The following is a 16,182-nucleotide window of genomic DNA, read 5'->3' as shown; positions in this document are numbered from 1 at the left end:
CCCGGCGGGTTGTCCACGTATCATCGGGAAAGCCATGCTGCGGCGCACCCTCCCGCAGGAGGGTGCGAAGCTGCTCGAGTTGGCTGGAGGTCAGACGTGATGGACGTCCTGGAGCGACGGTGGCCTGCAGCGTGCCGATCTTTTTGAGCCGGGCGCTCCAAGTGGTGACGGTGAGGACAGACACGCCAAAATGTTCGGCAATCTCGCGGTGCGTCTGGGTGCCGCGTTGAAGCCATTCGGCAGCGGCCAGTCGGCGTTCCTCAAGCTGGGCGCGGGAATACCGTGAAGGTTGCCATTCGGCCATGCCATTAGAGTATCAGGCTGTATTTACGCCGTGATCAATAGAAAGCCATTTGGACTTGCTCGCCCTGCCTTAAACCTATTGCGCATCGAGCGTTTCTAAGGGGAGGTGCCCCGGAGGACCGGAGGGGTCAAACCGTTGCAGCCCCCCGAAACATCCAACCAATCCTCCCCAATCCCTGCCAACCCGGCCCGGTGGTAGACTCATCCCGGCAAACCCCGCCCCATTTCAAGCTCAGCCCATCTCGAGCTCAGCCCATTTCTTGCCCGATCCCTTTTTTGCCCGGCCCACAACAGGAGAAACCCCAATGCAATACGTTGTTCACCGCGCCCGCGTGGGCGTGTTTATCGATACCCAGAACCTGTACCACTCGGCGCGTGACCTGCTGGAGCGCGCCGTCAACTTCGAGACGCTGCTGAATGTGGCCGTGGATGGCCGCGAGCTGTTGCACGCCATTTCCTACACGGTGGAGCGCGAGAACGAGGCCACCGCCCGGCCCTTTATTTACAAGCTGTCCACGCTGGGCTTCAAGGTGCGGCGCATGAACCTGCACCTGCACCATGTCACCGACGGCGGCAAACCCATTTATGAGGGCAACTGGGACATGGGCATCGTGGCCGACATGGTGCGCCTGATGGACCATCTGGACGTGGTGGTGCTGGGCAGCGGCGACGGCGATTTCACTGACATGGTGGAGGTCTTGCAGGAGCGCGGCAAGCGGGTGGAGGTGATCGCCTTCCGTGAACACACCGCCCAGAAACTGATCGACGCTGCGGACCGTTTTACACACCTGCCCGACATCGAGGACGCCCTGATGCCCGCCCGCCAGCGCAACAACGCCAAGGCCGACGAGCCGAAGCCGGAAGAAACCGCCCAGTAATCCAGACATGCCCGACTCGAACATTCACGGCGCGGACGCCGTCCTGGCCCGCCTGAATTTCACCCTGCCCCCGGAGCGGATTGCCCACACCGGGGCCGAACCGCGCGACGCCTCCCGCTTGCTGGTGGTGGGGCGGGGTGACATCTCGCACCGCATATTCCGGGAGCTGCCGGACCTGCTGCGCCCCGGTGATCTGCTGGTTTTCAACCAGAGCCGCGTGATCCCCGCCCGCGTGATGGCGCGTAAGCCCGTGACGTCTGGGGGCCACGGCGGCGGCACGGTGGAAGTGATGCTGCTGCGCGAGGAGGAGAGCAACGTCTGGAGCGCGTATCTGAAACCCGCAAAGCGGGCCGGAAGGGAACTCTGGCTGGGCGAAAACCGGGCCGAAGTCGTCGGAGTTCTGGCAGACGGCGCGCGCCTGCTGCGCTTTGAGCATGACCTGAAGCCGCATCTGGACCAGATCGGGCGGTTGCCGCTGCCGCCGTACATCGACGCGGGTGATGACGACGAGGTGTGGCGCGAGCGCTATCAGACGGTCTATGCCCGTGATCCCGGCAGCGTGGCCGCCCCTACCGCCGGGCTGCATTTCACGCCGGAGTTGCTGGCCCGGCTGGACGGCATGGGCGTGGAACGCTGCGCCGTGACCCTGCATGTGGGGGCGGGAACATTCCGGCCCATCCAGGGGTCCGTGGCGGACCACATCATGCACGCCGAGCGCTACTCGGTGGGCGAGGCCACCGCCGCAGCCATCAACCGCGCCAGGGCCGAGGGCCGCCGCGTTATCGCCGTCGGCACCACCACGGTCCGCACGCTGGAAAGTGCCTGGGACGGTGGCGCGGTGGGGGCGGGCGAGGGCGACACCCGCATCTTCATCACGCCTGGCACGCCTGTCCATGTTCCCGACGCGCTGATCACCAACCTCCATCTGCCGGGCAGCACGCTGCTCTTGCTGGTGGCCGCCTTCGCTGGAGAGGAGCGCATTCGGGCCGCTTACGACGCGGCGCTGGATGGTGGGTACCGATTCTATTCGCTGGGCGACGCGATGCTGCTGGAGATGTCAGCGGAGTGACTGACGCCTAATTCAGCGTCCGTTCCCCGGGCACGTCCAGCATGAAGGGCGGAATCGGCACCCGCGTCCGCGCGCCCCAGGCGTCCTGCATCACGTAATAGCCGCCCATGCGCCCCGGCGTGGCCTCCACGGTCACGAAGGAATCGTAGACGAAGGTGCCGCCCGGCGGCATCACGGGCTGCTCGCCCACCACGCCGTCGCCGTCCACGCTGATGGTGTGGCCATGGGCGTCCAAGATGTCCCAGTGCCGCGCCAGCAGCTTCCAGGTCTGGTCGCTGTGGTTCTCGATGCGGATCACGTAGGAAAAGACCCGCCGCTCCGGCGTACTCTGCGCCGCCAGATGGCTGACCCGCACGTCCACGCGAATATCCGGCGCGGCGTCGGCCCCACCGGCAGGACTGGGAGGGTCTGGACGGTCTGGATCAGTGGGGCGACTCATGGTTTCAGAGGATACCGGAGGCCAGCGCCGCCACACTGTCTGGCGGCCCGCATGAGCAATCGGTGGGGCCTTTTCCCGGTGCGGCCAGGCGGGGGCCTGCTCTAAACTGCCCCGCGTGACTTCCAACTCAGAACAGGGCATCAACCGGGACTTTCTTTTCGCGCTGCTGTCCCAGGCGGCCCCCAGCGGCCTGGAACGCCGCGCCGCCGACGTCTGGAAGGCCGAGGCCAGCGCCTTTGCCCGCGTCTGGGAGGACCATTACGGCAACGTGTACGCCGAACTCGGGCCGCAAGGCGCGCCCGCAATCGCCCTGATGGGCCACCTGGACGAGATCGGATTGATCGTGTCACATGTCGGCGACGAGGGTTTTCTCAGCGTGCTGCCGGTGGGTGGCTGGGACCCGCAGGTGCTGGTGGGCCAGCGCATCCGCCTGCTGGCCCCCGGCGGCGACCTGCTGGGCGTGATCGGCAAAAAGGCCATCCACGTCATGGAATCCGAGGAGCGCAGCAAGGCCAGCAAGCTCGAAGACCTGTGGATCGACGTGGGACTGAGCAAGGAGGATGCCGCCCAGCGCATCCCCATCGGCACTTACGGCGTGATCGAGCAGGGGCCGATCATGGTGGGCGATAAAATTGTCAGCCGGGCACTGGACAATCGCGTGGGGGCGTTCGTGGTGCTCGAAGCGCTCAAGGCACTGAAAGACACAGACCTCAAACACCGTGTCGTGGCTGTCGGCACCAGCCAGGAGGAAATCGGGCTGTTCGGGGCGCGGCTGGGCGGCTACCGGCTCGATCCCATCGCCGGAATCGCCGTGGACGTGACGCACGAGACCAAGCAGAGCGGCGTCAGCGAAAAGAAATACGGTGTGGTCCACTTTGGCAGCGGCGCGAATCTGGGCGTCGGTCCCACCAGCAGCCCCGTGGTGGTCCGCCAGCTTCAGGAGGCCGCCCGCAAGAACGGCATTCCCTTCACGCTGGGAGCCAACACCGCCCGCACCGGCACCGACGCGGACGCCCTGACCGTGGTGCGCTCGGGCGTGCCCACCGCCGTGGTCAGCATTCCCAACCGCTACATGCACAGCCCCTCGGAGATGGTGGACGCCCGCGATGTCAGGGCGTGCATCGACATCATCGCCGCCTGGGTAACGGATCTGGAAGAAGGGCCGGACTTCACGCGGGTGTAGAGCCAGGAATCAGAGGACGGCGCTCGAAATCCAGAGTTCTGGGCGGCGTCCCGACTCCCGCTTACCCGGCCACGAACCTCAAGGCCCCTTGCGGTTCACCCTCGCCGCGCTCCAGCGTGGGAACCACCGTGCTGGTGCTGAGGCCTGCTGCGAGCCGCACGTCGTCGGCCACGCCCAGGGCCGCCAGATGGACGCCGTGATCGCTGCCCGCCAGAGCTTGCACCGGATCGCCGCCGCCCCGCCGCACCGTTAAGGCAATCCGCGCGCCGTCGTCCAGCGTGAATTCGCCCATCGCCAGCAGGTATTCGGCCAGCACGCCAGCGGTGTACACGTCTTCCAGGCCCACCCGCCCGTCCGTTCCGGCACAGACGATGCTGACCCCCTCGGAGGCCAGGGCGTGGGCGCGGCGGGCGGCGGCGTGGGCGTTGGTCAGGGCCGCCAGCAGCACATGCCTGCCGCTCTGCGCGGCGATGTGGGCGGCCCCGGTGCCGTTGCTGGTGTTCATGACCACCGTGCGGCCCGCGAAATTCTGGGTGCCCGCCTCCGCCGGACTGTTGCCGAAATCGAAGCCGGGAATGGGCAGGCCACCCCGTTCCCCGGCCAGCAGCAGGGTCCGGTCCTGTTCACGCAGGGCCAGCGCGACTTCCGGCGTGCTGGTCAGCAGGAGCGCCTGTGCGCCGCGTTCCAGATAGGCCACGGCGGTGGTGGTGGCGCGCAGGGCATCCACCACCAGGACCACGTCCGGGTAATTTCCGTGCGGCAGCAGATCGACGCGCAGCTTCACGCGCGCCCGCCGCCCTTCATTTCAGGGCTTCCCGCAGACGTTCCAGGCCCGCCCGCGCGCCGTCCTTGCCGAACACGGCGCTGCCCGCCACCAGCACGGTGGCCCCGGCGCTGACCACCGCGCGGGCATTGGTGCTGGACACGCCGCCGTCCACCTGCAATTCGGCGTCGCTGCCCGCCTCATCCAGCCAGCGGCGCAGCGTGCGAATGCGCTCCAGGCTGGCAGGAATGAACTTCTGGCCGCCGAAGCCAGGGTTGACGCTCATGATCAGCACCACATCCACATCGTTCAGCACGGGCCGCACTGCCTCCAGCGGGGTGCCGGGATTGAGGGTCACGCCCGCCCGCTTGCCCAGTTCCCGGATCTGCTGCACGGCGCGGTGGATGTGCGGCGTGGACTCCACATGCACGGTCAGGCTGTCGGCCCCGGCGGCGGCAAAGTCCTTGAGGTGGCGTTCGGGGCGCTCGATCATCAGGTGAACGTCCAGCGGCAGGTTGCTGGTCCGCCGCGCCGCCGCCAGGATCGGCAGCCCGAAACTGATGTTGGGCACGAAGGCCCCGTCCATCACGTCCAAATGCGCCCAGTCCGCCCCGGCGATGGCCCCCAGCTCATCGGCCAGGTGCGCGAAATCGCATGACAGGATGCTGGGAGCCAGCTTGACACGGCGGAGGTTATCGGCTTCAGCACTCACGCCGCGCAGTTTACGACATAGTTCACAAATCCGGGAGCTGCCGATTCCGGGTTCTGCTGGACCGGTAAGGAGGGCCGGGACCTTTTTGCGAAGCTCACGGCAGCCGACCGAACACAATATTCACAGGAGACGCGGTCCCCCGCCTGCTACGCTCCCCACATGCCTGCTTCTCTCCCTTCGGTCACCCCGGACTGGGCCTACGAGCGCGAGCACTGGCGGCGCGGCCACTTCCGCGTGGCGGGTGTGGACGAGGCCGGACGCGGCGCATGGGCCGGGCCGGTGACGGTGGCGGCGGTGATCCTGCCTGGCCTGGCCACCGAGTATCCGTTCCGGGACAGCAAGCAACTGACGGCGGGCGTGCGCGAGGAATACGCCGCCGAGGTCCGCCGCGTGGCCCTGGCCTACGCCGTGGAACACGCCTGGCCGGACGAGATCGACGAACTGAACATCCTGGGCGCGACGCACGCGGCGGCCCTCCGGGCGCTGGCGAGGCTGGACCCGCCTCCGCAGGCGCTGGTCACGGACTACCTGAAACTCCGCACAGGGTGGCCCATCAGCGCCCCGCCAAAGGCCGACGCCCTGAGCTACAGCGTGGCTGCCGCCAGCCTGCTGGCCAAAACAGGGCGCGACGCCGTGATGCGCGAGCTGGACCTTCGGCACCCCGGCTACGGTTTTGCCGCCCACAAGGGCTACGGCGCACCGGCCCACCGCGCCGGGCTGGCAGAACTGGGCGTGAGCGCGGTGCACCGCCGGACGTTCGCGCCCATCCGCCGACTGCTGGAGGGCGGCGAGGACGGCCTGTGGTCTGCGGACACTGAAAGGCCCTGACCTCTGCACTTCCCAGCTTCCTCATCTGCGGCCCGTATCCTGCGGACATGCTGAAACGCGCCGTGTTGCCGCTGGCCCTGGGTCTGCCCTTAATGATGGGGTCCTGCGCCCCGATCACCTCGCTGCTCGCCTCCCGCGACGGGGGAGAGAAGGGACCGCTGCAATTCGGGCCGCTGGCCGTCGGGCAGACCTGGACCCTCAGCGGCGTGGTGGATGGCCGCAACGTGGTCACCACCGTGACCATCCCGGACCTGGTGAACGTGCAGGGCAAATTCGCCTCCTACAGCGCGCGGGATGAGTACATCGGCTTCAACGACAGCCGCGCCGGCTTTGCCGTGGCCACCTATGACCCGGACCGCCGCAACGCCGAGTTCCGCTGGGTGGGCGACGCCGGGGCCGCCAGCTTCGACAGGGTCACCTACACCTGCAAACTGGACCGGCTGACGGGCAATCCCCTGATCGGCACCCTGACCTACATGCGCAACGGCAAAACGGTGGCGAACGGCACCTGCGAGGCCAACCTCAGCCAGCAGTCCTAGTCACCCTGACTCCACACATAAGTCTCTGACCACGGCTCCCCGCGCCGGATGAACGGTGTGGGCAGGCCCACCACGCGCCCACCTCCCTTGACGGCGGCGCGCACCAGCACCCTGGGGTCAAGCTGCGGGTAGAGGTCACGGGCAAAGGCCACGTCGCCGCGCACGTCCAGGCTCTCGCCGCTGGCGACGGAATCGGTGCCCAGCGCAATGTCTACCCCGGCGGCGGCAAAGGCGGTCCAGCGAAAGGTGCCGCACTCCAGATGGTGGTTGCTGCGCGGGCAACTGACCACCGCGCATCCGGCCCGCGCCACCCGCGCGATGTCGTCCGGCGTGACGTTGACCATGTGGATCAACGTGGGCTTGGCGGCCAGCACGCCCAGCTCGTCCAGATAGCGCACCGGGGTCAGCTCCGGCTCCGGCGTGCGCCCGATCACCTGGGCAAACGTTTCGGGCCAGAACGGCAGCAGGCGGTGGTCCCACAGCGGCCCCGCGCCCGTGGCGAACAGTTCGGGTTCACTGGGATGCTCGGCCACATGAATCTGGAGGGGCAGGCCCTCGCCCGCCGCGTAGTCGCAGACCAGCTTCATCAGGCGGTGGCTGACTGTGAAGGGCGTGTGCGGCGTCAGGCCGAGGCGGGGGCCGCCGGGCCGCTCCAACTTACGCCACGCCTCCACCCGCCGCCGCATTCCAGTGAACACCTCGTCCGCTTTCTCGGCGAAGGTATTCAGCACCTCGAAATAGAGGACGCCGCGCAAGTCCTCGCGGGTCAGCAGGGCGTCCATCACTTCCGGGGACCACACGATGTCGCCCACGCCACCCACGCCCAGCCGCGCTAGTTCCCCGGCCCCTGCCAGAGCGCCCGCCACGCCGCGCAACTCGCGCTGGGCGATCACGACTTCGGGCAGCCAGCGGAAATAAGGGAGGGCCTGAAATTCGTAGGCGCTCATGTCCAGATGTGTGTGCGCGTTGATCGGCGGCGGGGCGATGACGCCGCCGACCTCCTCCACCCGTGCCTGAGGATAAGCCTCCCGCAACTGCGCCGGATCGCCCGTGGCCGCCACCGTGCCGCCCACCACCACGACTCCGCCCGGTGCATGGCCGCCGCCCATGCCGGTGTACAGGACACCACAGATCAGCAGTCGCGGCGTGAACGGGGCAGGCGTGGGGGCAGTCATGCGGGCATGTTAATGGGGAAGGTTAGAGATTTTGACCCCTTTACCCTTACGGGAGAGGAGCGTTGCCAAACAACGGGGTGAGGGAGCCACCGCGCAGGCCGTACCTCCAAAAAATCGCCCTATTTCTTCTTGCTCGCCTTACCGTCAGCCTTCAGCGCGTCTTTGGACGCAGCGGGTTTCTCTGCCTCGTCCGCTTTCTGGGTCGCCGCGCCGCCCTCCTGCGCCAGCATGGCCGCGCCGACGATTCCAGCCTCGTTCAGCAACTTCGCGGGGACCAGTTTGCTGCGCTCCAGCTTGAGGTGGTCCTGCCACTTGTCGGCCTTTTTGCTCACGCCGCCGCCGATGATGAACAGGTCCGGGCTGAACAGCAGTTCCAGGTGCCCAAGGTAGGTGCTGACGCGCTTGCTCCACTGCTTCCAGTTCAGGTCATCGCGCTCGCGGGCGCGGTCCGAGGCCCAGCCCTCGGCCTCCTTATCGCGCAGCCACAGGTGACCCAGTTCGGTGTTGGGGAGCAGCACGCCGTTCTGGATCAGGGCGCTGCCGATGCCGGTGCCGAAGGTCAGCACCAGCACCACGCCGCCCTCGCCCGCGCCCGCCCCAAATCTGGCCTCGGCCAGCCCGGCGGCGTCGGCGTCGTTGATCAGGTGGACCTCCTGCCCGGTGGCCTCGGTGAACAGCGCGTCGGCGTCCAGCCCGATCCAGGCCTTGTCCACGTTGGCCGCGCTGAGGGTCACGCCGCGCTGCACGATGCCCGGAAAGGTCACGCCGATGGGGCCGCCCGTGCCGAAGTGCTGTGCCAGCTCGGCCACCACGTCCTTGACCGCGTCGGGGTGCGCGCCCTCGGGAGTGGGGATGCGGTGTCGCTCGGCCAGCAGCTTGCCGGTGGTGGTGTCCACGGGTGCGCCCTTGATGCCACTGCCGCCGATGTCGATGCCCAGGATCACGCTCATGCGCTACAGCCTAAGCGAATTTGGGGCGCAGATGGTCAGCAGCTCTGGTGGGAGGCGCTGGCCCCACTCCGCCGCCGTCGAAACGGCCCTCCAGCGCTGCTGATACGACGGAACGCGCCCGTCCTTCCGGTCAGATCTGCCGATGGAGGAGAGCGGAGAAGCCGCCCTGCGTCAAGGCTGCGCCACCCTGTCCAGTCCCTTCCCTGGTTTAGACGGGGTGCAATTTTAGACTGGAAGCGCTATACCTGGTGACACCTCTATGGATTCCTCCTCGCTGCGTGAACGTCAAAAGGAGCGCCGACGCGCCCGGATCTACAGCGTCGCCATCGAGCTGTTCAAGCGCGGCGGCTTCCAGACGACCACGGCCACCGACATTGCCAAGGCCAGCAACGTCTCGCGCGGCACGTTTTTTAACTATTACCCGTACAAGGAAGCCGTGCTGCTCGATTACGGCTCCGAGGTGATGGACCGCCTGCGCGATCAGGCCGAGGCCCGCCTGGCGCAGGGCACCCCGCCGCTGGCCGTGCTGTACGAGGTCTGGGACGCGCTGGCCGAGGAAAATGCCCGCGAGCGCGACCTGTTTCCGCCACTGGCCTACGAGGTCATGAATCCCAACCCCGAACGCGCCCGCACCGCGTACCAGGCGCTGCCGCTGAGCAAGGTGATCGAGCTGATTCTGCGCCCGCTGCATCAGAGTGGGCAGATGCGGACGGACCTTAGTTTGCAGCGCATCAGCAACCTGATCGCCGATACATACCTGATGGTGGCCCTGCGCTGGAGCGCCTACGGCACGGACCGCCCCCTGCAAGAAGAGATGCGCCTGGCCCTGAATCTGCTGCTGGAAGGCGCGGTGCACCGCGACCCGGTCCGGCCCTGATCTCGGCCTGAGCACTTTCCGTCACCTTCGTTCCAAGTTTCCTGGCTAGACTGCCGGGGACGCCTTTTTCTCCGCTCTCCCATGTCCACCCTCCCATTTCCAAAGGAGCCTCCCCCTTGACCCAGCCCGAACTGCGCATCGGCACGCCCCGGCACGCCTTTCCGTTCAGCCGGGGGCTGGTGGTGGAATCGCTGGTCAACGCGGGGGCGTCCGGGGGCGTGGCGGCGGCGGCGGCGCGGCGCATCGAGCAGCAGCTCCGGCTGTCGCGGCGCAGTCTGGTCACGCCCGGCGAATTGCAGGCCCTGATGGCCGAGGTGGCGCGCGACCTGGCGGGCGAGGACGTGGCGGGCGCGGCCCAGGCGCAGACGCCCGCCTACGTGGACATTCTGGTCACGGCCAGAAAGGGTGATCTGCCGTTTAGCCGGGGCGTGCTGGCCCGCACGCTGGAGGACGCGGGCCTGACCGGGCGCGAGGCGTATGCCACCGCCAGCGCCGTGGACGTGGAGCTGCGCCAGGAAGGCGTGCGCCGCCTGAGCGCCGAGGACATCGACAACCGCACCGAACGCGCGCTGGCCGGGCGCTACGGCGAACACCTGCGCCTGACCTACCGCTACCTGCGCCGCAACCGGGGCAAACTGGGCGTGCTCAGTTCGGGCAGCGACGTGCCCAGCCCCTTTTCCAAGGGCATTCTGGTGCAGTCTATGCTGGCCGCCGGAGTTGCGCCCGACGTGGCCCGCAAGGTGGCCCGCGTGACCCAGCGCGATCTGCGCGGCCAGGAAGACCGGGTGGTCACGCGCACCGCTATCCGCGCCAAGGTGGAGGCCCTGCTGCGCGACGAGGTGGGACCGGATGTCAGCGCCCGTTACCGCCTGTTGCGCGTGATCCGCCGCCCGCCCCGCCCGGTGATTGTGCTGCTGGGCGGCGTCAGTGGCACCGGCAAAAGCTTCCTGGCCGCCGAGATCGCGTACCGCCTGGGCATTGCCCGCGTGGTCAGCACCGATTCCATCCGCGAGGTGATGCGCGCGATGGTCTCCCCGGCGCTGCTGCCCACCCTGCACGCCAGCACCTTCAACGCCTGGGAGGCGCTGCTGCCCCCCGGCACGCCCCGCCCCGACACCCCCAGCAAGCGGATGCTGCTGGCCGGGTTTCGCGATCAGGTGCAGCAGGTCAACGTGGGCCTGGGCGCGGTGGTGGCCCGCTCGGTGCAGGAGGGCAGCAGCCTGGTGCTGGAGGGCGTGCATCTGGTCCCCGGCTACCTGCGCGCCGACGCCTTTGCCGGGGCACTGGTGATTCCCATGCTGGTCACCCTGCCTGATCCCGCAGAACACCGCCGCCACTTCCAGAGCCGCGATTCCGAAACTGCCGCCAGCCGTCCCCTGCACCGCTACATGCAGTATTTCGACGAGATCCGGGCCATGCAGGGCGAACTCGAAGACCTGGCCCGCCAGGAAGACGTGCCGCTGCTGGACGGCCTGACCCTGGATGAAAGCGCTGATCAGGCCGTGGACGTGGTCCTCAGGCGCGTGATGGTAGCCCTGACGCCGCAGGAACGCGCCGAGCTGCTAGGCGATGCGGGTGAAACCGAGGAGCGTCTGAACTGACGCTGGACGCGCGCCACACGGCGGGTTAGGCGTCAAACGGAACACCAGAAAAAGCCCTCCCCAACACTGGAGAGGGTTCATTTTCTGGCGTTTGGACCGTTCGACGCTCAGCCCTTGAGACTGCGGTACGCGCCCTAGCGCCGCCCGCCAAACATCCCGATCAGGTCATTCAGCGCGTTGCCGTCGCCGTCGCGGTCCAGCACGTTGTTCAGGGTGCCGATCATGCCGCCCGCGCCGCCCTGCTGGGCCGGGGCATTTTGCTGGGGCAGGCCGGAAATGACCGGGCCGCCGCCCAGCACGCCGCCGCGCTGATCCTGCATCTGGGGTTGCGGGGCCTGCTGTCCGCCTCCCAGGAGGCCGCCGAGCATTCCGCCCATGCCTCCGGCAGCGCCGCCGCCGAGCAGGCCGCCCAGAATGCTGCCAATGTCGCCGCCGCCCTGCCCCTGCTGGCCGCCGCCCTGCCGACGCTGCCGGGCCAGGTAGCCCAGCACCAGCGGCGCGGCCATGCTCAGAATCTGCATGGCCAGTTGCGGGTCGATCCCCGCCCGCTTGCTGACGGCGTTGGCGGCGGATTGCTGCTGATTGCCGAAGACGTGCCCCAGGATTTTCTGGCCCTCCTGCATACTGGACGCGTTGCCCCGGCTGAACATGTCCAGCGCGCTACCGTCATGCTGTCCCAGCGCATCGGTCAAAGAGGCCGCCCCGTTCGGGTTGCTGGCGTTGCGGGTCATGGCCCCCAGCAGCAGCGGAATGGCCGCTTCCATCGCACTTTCGGACTGCTGTGGGGTGGCCCCGGTCTGCTGGCTGACCTGTTGCTGCGCGTTGCTCATCCCGCCGAGCATGTTAAAAATATCCATCATGGTTGTCGCCCTCCTGTGGGTGAATGTGGGATCAGGTTACCGCCTGTCCCTGAGCGCGGGCTTCAGCAATTGCTGAGGTCAGGTGGGGTGTGACTGGAAACCACTGCGCCGCCTGGCCACTGCGCCATTTCGCCACTGCGCCATCTGGCCCATGCGCCCCGACCCGGCAGCAGCTAAGCTCTTTTCCCTGTATGCAAGCGGCCCTGCCTTCCTCCGCCCGCCCCAACGTGGCGCTGTACGCCTCGGTGGCGCGGCTGGGGTTCCGGCGGCAGTTCGCGTACCCGCAGGCCGCACTGTGGGGACTGATCACCAATCTGTTTTTTGGGGTGCTGCGAATCGCCGTGCTGGTGGCGCTGTTTGGCAGCAAGCCGCAGGTGGCTGGATTGACCGTGCAGGACGCCATCACCTACACCGGGCTGACCCAGGCGTTCATCATGGCGCTGTCGCTGTTCGGCTGGACCGACCTGATGCGGACGGTCCACCGGGGCGAGGTGGCCTCGGACCTGCTGCGCCCCCATGACCTGCTGTATTGGTGGGCGGCGCAGGACGCGGGCCGCGCGGTGGGCCAGTTCGTGCTGCGCGGGCTGCCCATGCTGACGCTGTTCGCGCTGGTCTGGGGCGCGACATTTCCTGCTGGTGCCACAGGCTGGCTGCTGACCACCCTGAGCCTGCTGCTGGCCTGGGCCTGCGGTTTCGCCTTCCGCTTTCTGGTCAATTGCGCGGCCTTCTGGTCCCCGGACGCGGTGGGCATCGGGCGCTTCGCGTGGGCGGTGCTGGGCCTGGGCAGCGGCTTCCTGATGCCCCTGGCGTTCTTTCCGCAGTGGTTTCAAACCGTGCTGGCCTTCACGCCCTTTCCCAGCATGATGAATACGACGGTAGAGGTCTGGCTGGGCGTCAAAACCGGGCCAGAGGCCTGGGCGGCGGTGGCCGTGCAAGTCGGCTGGGCGCTGCTTCTGTTTGCGCTGGCGGCCTCCGTGCTGTCGCGTGGCCTGAGGCGGCTGGAGGTGGCGGGTGGATAAATCATCCATCTCGCGCCCAGGTCAGAGGGAAGGTCTTTTTTCATCAGCCGTTTACCACCTTCACCTCTACTTCCTGCTGCTGCGCGCCCAGGCCCGTTCGCAGGCCGTCTACCGCCTGTCGTTCGCGCTGGACGCGGTGGGTTCGGCCTTGATCACCCTGGCGGAGTTCGCGGCCTTCGCCCTGGTGATCCCGCGCTTCGGCACCCTGAGTGGCTGGACACTGGGCGAGGTGGCCCTGCTGTATGGCCTGGCGGAACTGGCCTTTGTGCTGATGGATCTGCTGTTCGGCGGCTTCGACGCTCCCAATCTGAGCGGGCACGTCCGCAGCGGCAGCTTCAACACCTTTTTGCTGCGGCCCGCGCCGCTGCGCCTGCAAATCTTTGGCTCGGATTTTGCGCTGCGGCGGATTACACGGGTGTTTCTGGCGGCGGGCATTCTGGCTTACGGCGTGAGCGCATCCGGGATCGTCTGGACGCCCGAGGCCGCGTTCCTGCTGGCAGGCAGCGTGCTGGGCATGATCGCCTTTTTCGGTGGTCTGTTCGTCATCGGCGGCACGCTGACCTTCTGGACGGTGGAAAGCGTGGAGGCCATGAACGTGCTGACCTACGGCGGGCGCACCCTGATTTCCTACCCGATGGACATTTACGGCCAGTTTCTCCGCAAGACCTTTACCTACCTGCTGCCCGCCGCCTTCCTGTCCTATTTTCCCGTGCTGCACGTCCTGGGCCGCCCGCTGCCCGATGGCCTGCCGCTGCTGGCCGCGTACCTCTCACCGCTCGTCGGGCCGCTGATGCTGGCGGCGGCCTTCGCCTTCTGGAGCGTGGGCGTGCGGCACTATGGGGGAACGGGAACGTGAAGAAGGAGTACCCATGATCACCGTCCAGAACCTCAAGAAGACCTTCCGCGTGCGCCGGGGTGGGCTGCTGCGCGGCTCAAGCGTGGTGATGGAGGCCGTGCGGGACGTGAGTTTCAGCGTCGGGCGCGGTGAGATCGTGGGCTATCTGGGGCCGAACGGCGCGGGCAAAAGCACCACCATCAAGGTGCTGACCGGGCTGCTGGTGCCGGACAGCGGGCAGGTTACGGTGGGCGGCCTGGTGCCGTGGAAGGACCGCCGGGCGCATGTGGCACGCCTGGGCGCGGTCTTCGGCCAGCGCACGACGCTGTGGTGGGATCTGCCCGTCCACGAGTCGCTGGAATTGCTGCGCCACGTTTACCGCGTCCCCGAAGCCCGGTTTCGCCAGAACCTGCGCGACTTTACCGAGCTGCTGGAGCTGGGGCCATTCCTGAACACGCCCGCCCGCGCCCTCAGCCTGGGCCAGCGCATGCGCGCGGACCTCGCCGCCGCGCTGCTGCACGATCCCGAACTGCTCTTTTTAGACGAGCCGACGGTGGGGCTGGACGTGGTGGCCAAGGAACGCATCCGCGAATTTGTCCGGCACGTCAACGCCACGCGCGAGGTGACGGTGCTGCTGACCACCCATGATCTGGGCGACGTGGAGCGGCTGGCCCGCCGCGTGATGATCATCGACCACGGCTCGCTGCTGTACGACGGCGCGCTGGCGAGTTTGCAGGCCCGCTACGGCAGCCCCCGCGAACTGGTGGTGGATTACGAGGCCGCGCCGACTGACCCGCAGGTGCCGGGGCTGACGCTGCTGGGTGCGGACGGCCCGCGCGTGCGCTACGGCTTTACCGGGGCCGCCGCCACCCCGATTGCCCGCGTGACCGCCCATGCCCCGGTGCGCGACATCGCCGTCAAGGAGCCGGAAATCGAGGCCACCATTCGCCGCATTTACGAGGGCGGCCTGCTGCGGGATGCTGCGCTGCTGAAGAGGTAACATCGGGTATGGATCAGCCAGAATGATGTGTCAGACAGCGGAGAACAGGTGCGCGGCGCGTCTTCCGGCGTCGGCACGCCGCTGCTGTTTCCGGTGATGCCGAGCGTTGTGGCGGCCCTGCCAGCGCCGCTGCCTCCCCACTTCTTTGACCGCGATCCTGTGCAGGTGGCCCGTGACCTGCTGGGCGGCACGCTGGTTCACGTCCTGCCCGGCGGCGAGACGCTCAGCGGAAAAATCGTGGAAACCGAGGCCTACGACTGTCCGCGTGACCCCGCCTGTACCGCCGGACGCTTTCACGCGGCCCGCAGCGCCGAGATGGCCGTGCCGGCGGGCCGCTGGCTGTTCTGGAGCACGCACGGGCACCCGCTGTTGCAGGTTTCGTGCCGTCCCGAGGGCATTGCCGCGAGCGTCCTGATCCGCGCGCTGGAGCCGCTGGAGGGCCGGGGCCAGATGCTGACCCACCGCCCCGTGACCCGTGAACGTGACCTGACCAACGGCCCCGCCAAGCTGGTCTACGCGCTGGGTATCCGGCCCGCCGGGGTGAGGGGAACGCCGGTGGACAGCGCCGCGCTACATCTGTTCGTGCCGCCGTCAACCCTGCCGGATCAGGAGGTGGAGATCACGGCCCGCGTGGGCATCAGGGAAGGGCGCAACCTGCCGTGGCGCTTCGTTGTGCGCGGAAACTCGTGGGTGTCGCCGGGTGTGCCGAGTATGGATCTGGCGGGGCTGCCATAGGTGCAACAGGGGAGAGGCTGGACCCCTTACAGCCCCAGACTCCTTATACGGATTCCGATTAAACAGTTTACAATAGAGGGATGAAACCTGCACTCTTCACTCGTCCCCTCGCACATCAAGCGGCTGACTTCTGGCAGCTCTTCGAGACCAGTACCTGTGCCGTCCAGCGGCGCAGAGCGCAATTCTTTGCGCTCCTGGCAGAACGTCGTCCCCTTGCCGAGATTCTGGCGCTGATCCGCTATAGCCGGGTCACGGCCTACTCACTGGTCAATCGGTATCACACCCTGGGTCTGGAGAGCCTCGCGGACGGACGACAGACCAATACTGGTGCGCCCCCTGTCTTGACCGCCGACGAACAGCAGCGTCTTGCTCGTCATCTGCATGAAGATTTTGAGCGAGGGATGGTCTCTGCGGGC

18 protein-coding genes and 1 pseudogene are annotated in these 16,182 nt (G+C 67.5%); 12 read left to right on the top strand and 7 right to left on the bottom strand.

Annotated elements, in window-relative coordinates:
• Window positions 1-304: pseudogene (locus tag Q322_RS23550) on the bottom strand (IS630 family transposase); the annotation flags it as partial.
• Window positions 305-608: 304 nt separating this feature from the next.
• Between Q322_RS23550 and Q322_RS0117080 the strand changes: the two are divergent.
• Both Q322_RS0117080 and queA read left to right on the top strand, forming a co-directional pair.
• Window positions 609-1,181 carry a LabA-like NYN domain-containing protein gene (locus Q322_RS0117080; RefSeq protein WP_029479093.1) on the top strand — a complete coding sequence of 191 codons (573 nt, stop codon included), beginning with the start codon at window positions 609-611 and terminating at the stop codon, window positions 1,179-1,181.
• A 7-nt stretch (window positions 1,182-1,188) separates the two neighbouring features.
• Window positions 1,189-2,250 carry a tRNA preQ1(34) S-adenosylmethionine ribosyltransferase-isomerase QueA gene (gene queA / locus Q322_RS0117075; RefSeq protein ID WP_029479092.1) on the top strand — a complete coding sequence of 354 codons (1,062 nt, stop codon included), beginning with the start codon at window positions 1,189-1,191 and terminating at the stop codon, window positions 2,248-2,250.
• Window positions 2,251-2,257: 7 nt separating this feature from the next.
• On the opposite strand, the gene apaG is transcribed toward queA, so the two are convergent.
• Window positions 2,258-2,689: a Co2+/Mg2+ efflux protein ApaG gene (gene apaG / locus Q322_RS0117070; RefSeq protein WP_084148055.1), complete on the bottom strand. Its 432-nt coding sequence runs from the start codon at window positions 2,687-2,689 to the stop codon at window positions 2,258-2,260.
• A gap of 115 nt (window positions 2,690-2,804) precedes the next feature.
• Between apaG and Q322_RS0117065 the strand changes: the two genes are divergently transcribed.
• Window positions 2,805-3,872, top strand: a complete 1,068-nt coding sequence (locus tag Q322_RS0117065) for a M42 family metallopeptidase (RefSeq protein ID WP_029479090.1) — start codon at window positions 2,805-2,807, stop codon at window positions 3,870-3,872.
• A gap of 61 nt (window positions 3,873-3,933) precedes the next feature.
• Here Q322_RS0117065 and Q322_RS0117060 read toward each other — a convergent pair whose 3' ends face one another.
• Both Q322_RS0117060 and rpe read right to left on the bottom strand, forming a co-directional pair.
• Window positions 3,934-4,656 carry a 2-phosphosulfolactate phosphatase gene (locus Q322_RS0117060; protein WP_029479089.1) on the bottom strand — a complete coding sequence of 241 codons (723 nt, stop codon included), beginning with the start codon at window positions 4,654-4,656 and terminating at the stop codon, window positions 3,934-3,936.
• A gap of 16 nt (window positions 4,657-4,672) precedes the next feature.
• Window positions 4,673-5,347 carry a ribulose-phosphate 3-epimerase gene (gene rpe, locus Q322_RS0117055; protein WP_029479088.1) on the bottom strand — a complete coding sequence of 225 codons (675 nt, stop codon included), beginning with the start codon at window positions 5,345-5,347 and terminating at the stop codon, window positions 4,673-4,675.
• A gap of 159 nt (window positions 5,348-5,506) precedes the next feature.
• Between rpe and Q322_RS0117050 the strand changes: the two genes are divergently transcribed.
• Together Q322_RS0117050 and Q322_RS0117045 are read left to right on the top strand one after the other, a co-directional pair.
• Complete coding sequence (locus Q322_RS0117050; RefSeq protein ID WP_029479087.1) at window positions 5,507-6,175, top strand: ribonuclease HII; 669 nt, start codon at window positions 5,507-5,509, stop codon at window positions 6,173-6,175.
• 47 nt (window positions 6,176-6,222) lie between these two features.
• Window positions 6,223-6,714: a hypothetical protein gene (locus tag Q322_RS0117045; protein ID WP_029479086.1), complete on the top strand. Its 492-nt coding sequence runs from the start codon at window positions 6,223-6,225 to the stop codon at window positions 6,712-6,714.
• On the opposite strand, the gene Q322_RS0117040 is transcribed toward Q322_RS0117045, so the two are convergent.
• Entirely contained in the window at window positions 6,711-7,889 is a 1,179-nt protein-coding gene (locus Q322_RS0117040; protein WP_029479085.1) for an amidohydrolase family protein, read from the bottom strand. The genes Q322_RS0117045 and Q322_RS0117040 overlap by 4 nt on opposite strands.
• Window positions 7,890-8,008: 119 nt before the next feature.
• Window positions 8,009-8,839 (bottom strand): polyphosphate--glucose phosphotransferase, encoded by an 831-nt coding sequence (gene ppgK / locus Q322_RS0117035; RefSeq protein WP_029479084.1) that lies wholly within the window; start codon window positions 8,837-8,839, stop codon window positions 8,009-8,011.
• A 259-nt stretch (window positions 8,840-9,098) separates the two neighbouring features.
• Here ppgK and Q322_RS0117030 point away from each other — a divergent pair, with 259 nt between their 5' ends.
• A complete protein-coding gene (locus Q322_RS0117030; protein WP_029479083.1) occupies window positions 9,099-9,716 on the top strand; it encodes a TetR/AcrR family transcriptional regulator in 618 nt (205 codons plus the stop codon).
• 116 nt (window positions 9,717-9,832) lie between these two features.
• Window positions 9,833-11,317, top strand: coding sequence for a 2-phosphoglycerate kinase (locus tag Q322_RS0117025; RefSeq protein WP_029479082.1), 1,485 nt, complete (start codon window positions 9,833-9,835; stop codon window positions 11,315-11,317).
• 134 nt (window positions 11,318-11,451) lie between these two features.
• Here Q322_RS0117025 and Q322_RS0117020 read toward each other — a convergent pair whose 3' ends face one another.
• The gene (locus Q322_RS0117020) at window positions 11,452-12,177 is read right to left on the bottom strand and encodes a DUF937 domain-containing protein (protein ID WP_029479081.1); all 726 of its coding nucleotides are present in this window, start codon (window positions 12,175-12,177) and stop codon (window positions 11,452-11,454) included.
• 191 nt (window positions 12,178-12,368) lie between these two features.
• On the opposite strand from Q322_RS0117020, the gene Q322_RS0117015 reads away from it, so the two are divergent.
• From Q322_RS0117015 to Q322_RS23545, 5 genes are all read left to right on the top strand, one after another.
• Window positions 12,369-13,196, top strand: coding sequence for an ABC transporter permease (locus Q322_RS0117015; RefSeq protein ID WP_029479080.1), 828 nt, complete (start codon window positions 12,369-12,371; stop codon window positions 13,194-13,196).
• A complete protein-coding gene (locus tag Q322_RS0117010) occupies window positions 13,189-14,052 on the top strand; it encodes an ABC transporter permease (protein WP_245593304.1) in 864 nt (287 codons plus the stop codon). The genes Q322_RS0117015 and Q322_RS0117010 overlap by 8 nt, the downstream gene beginning before the upstream one ends.
• A gap of 13 nt (window positions 14,053-14,065) precedes the next feature.
• Complete coding sequence (locus tag Q322_RS0117005; protein ID WP_029479078.1) at window positions 14,066-15,031, top strand: ABC transporter ATP-binding protein; 966 nt, start codon at window positions 14,066-14,068, stop codon at window positions 15,029-15,031.
• A 96-nt stretch (window positions 15,032-15,127) separates the two neighbouring features.
• Window positions 15,128-15,766 (top strand): DNA-3-methyladenine glycosylase, encoded by a 639-nt coding sequence (locus Q322_RS0117000; protein ID WP_034418923.1) that lies wholly within the window; start codon window positions 15,128-15,130, stop codon window positions 15,764-15,766.
• A gap of 80 nt (window positions 15,767-15,846) precedes the next feature.
• Window positions 15,847-16,182 (top strand): helix-turn-helix domain-containing protein (locus Q322_RS23545; protein ID WP_162176636.1); only part of this gene is annotated, 336 nt, incomplete at its 3' end.

Origin of the sequence: Deinococcus frigens DSM 12807 (assembly GCF_000701425.1) — a bacterium.
GTDB classification, from domain to species: domain Bacteria; phylum Deinococcota; class Deinococci; order Deinococcales; family Deinococcaceae; genus Deinococcus; species Deinococcus frigens.
This window is presented reverse-complemented; position numbering and strand designations above follow the sequence as displayed.

Excerpts from the sequence above, each read along its gene's own strand:
- ppgK (WP_029479084.1), bottom strand. The coding sequence starts at position 8,839 with ATGAGCGTGATCCTGGGCATCGACATCGGCGGCAGTGGCATCAAGGGC.
- apaG (WP_084148055.1), bottom strand. The coding sequence starts at position 2,689 with ATGAGTCGCCCCACTGATCCAGACCGTCCAGACCCTCCCAGTCCTGCC.
- Q322_RS0117080 (WP_029479093.1), top strand. The coding sequence starts at position 609 with ATGCAATACGTTGTTCACCGCGCCCGCGTGGGCGTGTTTATCGATACC.
- Q322_RS0117050 (WP_029479087.1), top strand. The coding sequence starts at position 5,507 with ATGCCTGCTTCTCTCCCTTCGGTCACCCCGGACTGGGCCTACGAGCGC.
- queA (WP_029479092.1), top strand. The coding sequence starts at position 1,189 with ATGCCCGACTCGAACATTCACGGCGCGGACGCCGTCCTGGCCCGCCTG.
- Q322_RS0117040 (WP_029479085.1), bottom strand. The coding sequence starts at position 7,889 with ATGACTGCCCCCACGCCTGCCCCGTTCACGCCGCGACTGCTGATCTGT.
- Q322_RS0117030 (WP_029479083.1), top strand. The coding sequence starts at position 9,099 with ATGGATTCCTCCTCGCTGCGTGAACGTCAAAAGGAGCGCCGACGCGCC.
- Q322_RS0117005 (WP_029479078.1), top strand. The coding sequence starts at position 14,066 with ATGATCACCGTCCAGAACCTCAAGAAGACCTTCCGCGTGCGCCGGGGT.
- Q322_RS0117045 (WP_029479086.1), top strand. The coding sequence starts at position 6,223 with ATGCTGAAACGCGCCGTGTTGCCGCTGGCCCTGGGTCTGCCCTTAATG.
- Q322_RS0117020 (WP_029479081.1), bottom strand. The coding sequence starts at position 12,177 with ATGATGGATATTTTTAACATGCTCGGCGGGATGAGCAACGCGCAGCAA.
- Q322_RS0117000 (WP_034418923.1), top strand. The coding sequence starts at position 15,128 with ATGCCGAGCGTTGTGGCGGCCCTGCCAGCGCCGCTGCCTCCCCACTTC.
- Q322_RS0117015 (WP_029479080.1), top strand. The coding sequence starts at position 12,369 with ATGCAAGCGGCCCTGCCTTCCTCCGCCCGCCCCAACGTGGCGCTGTAC.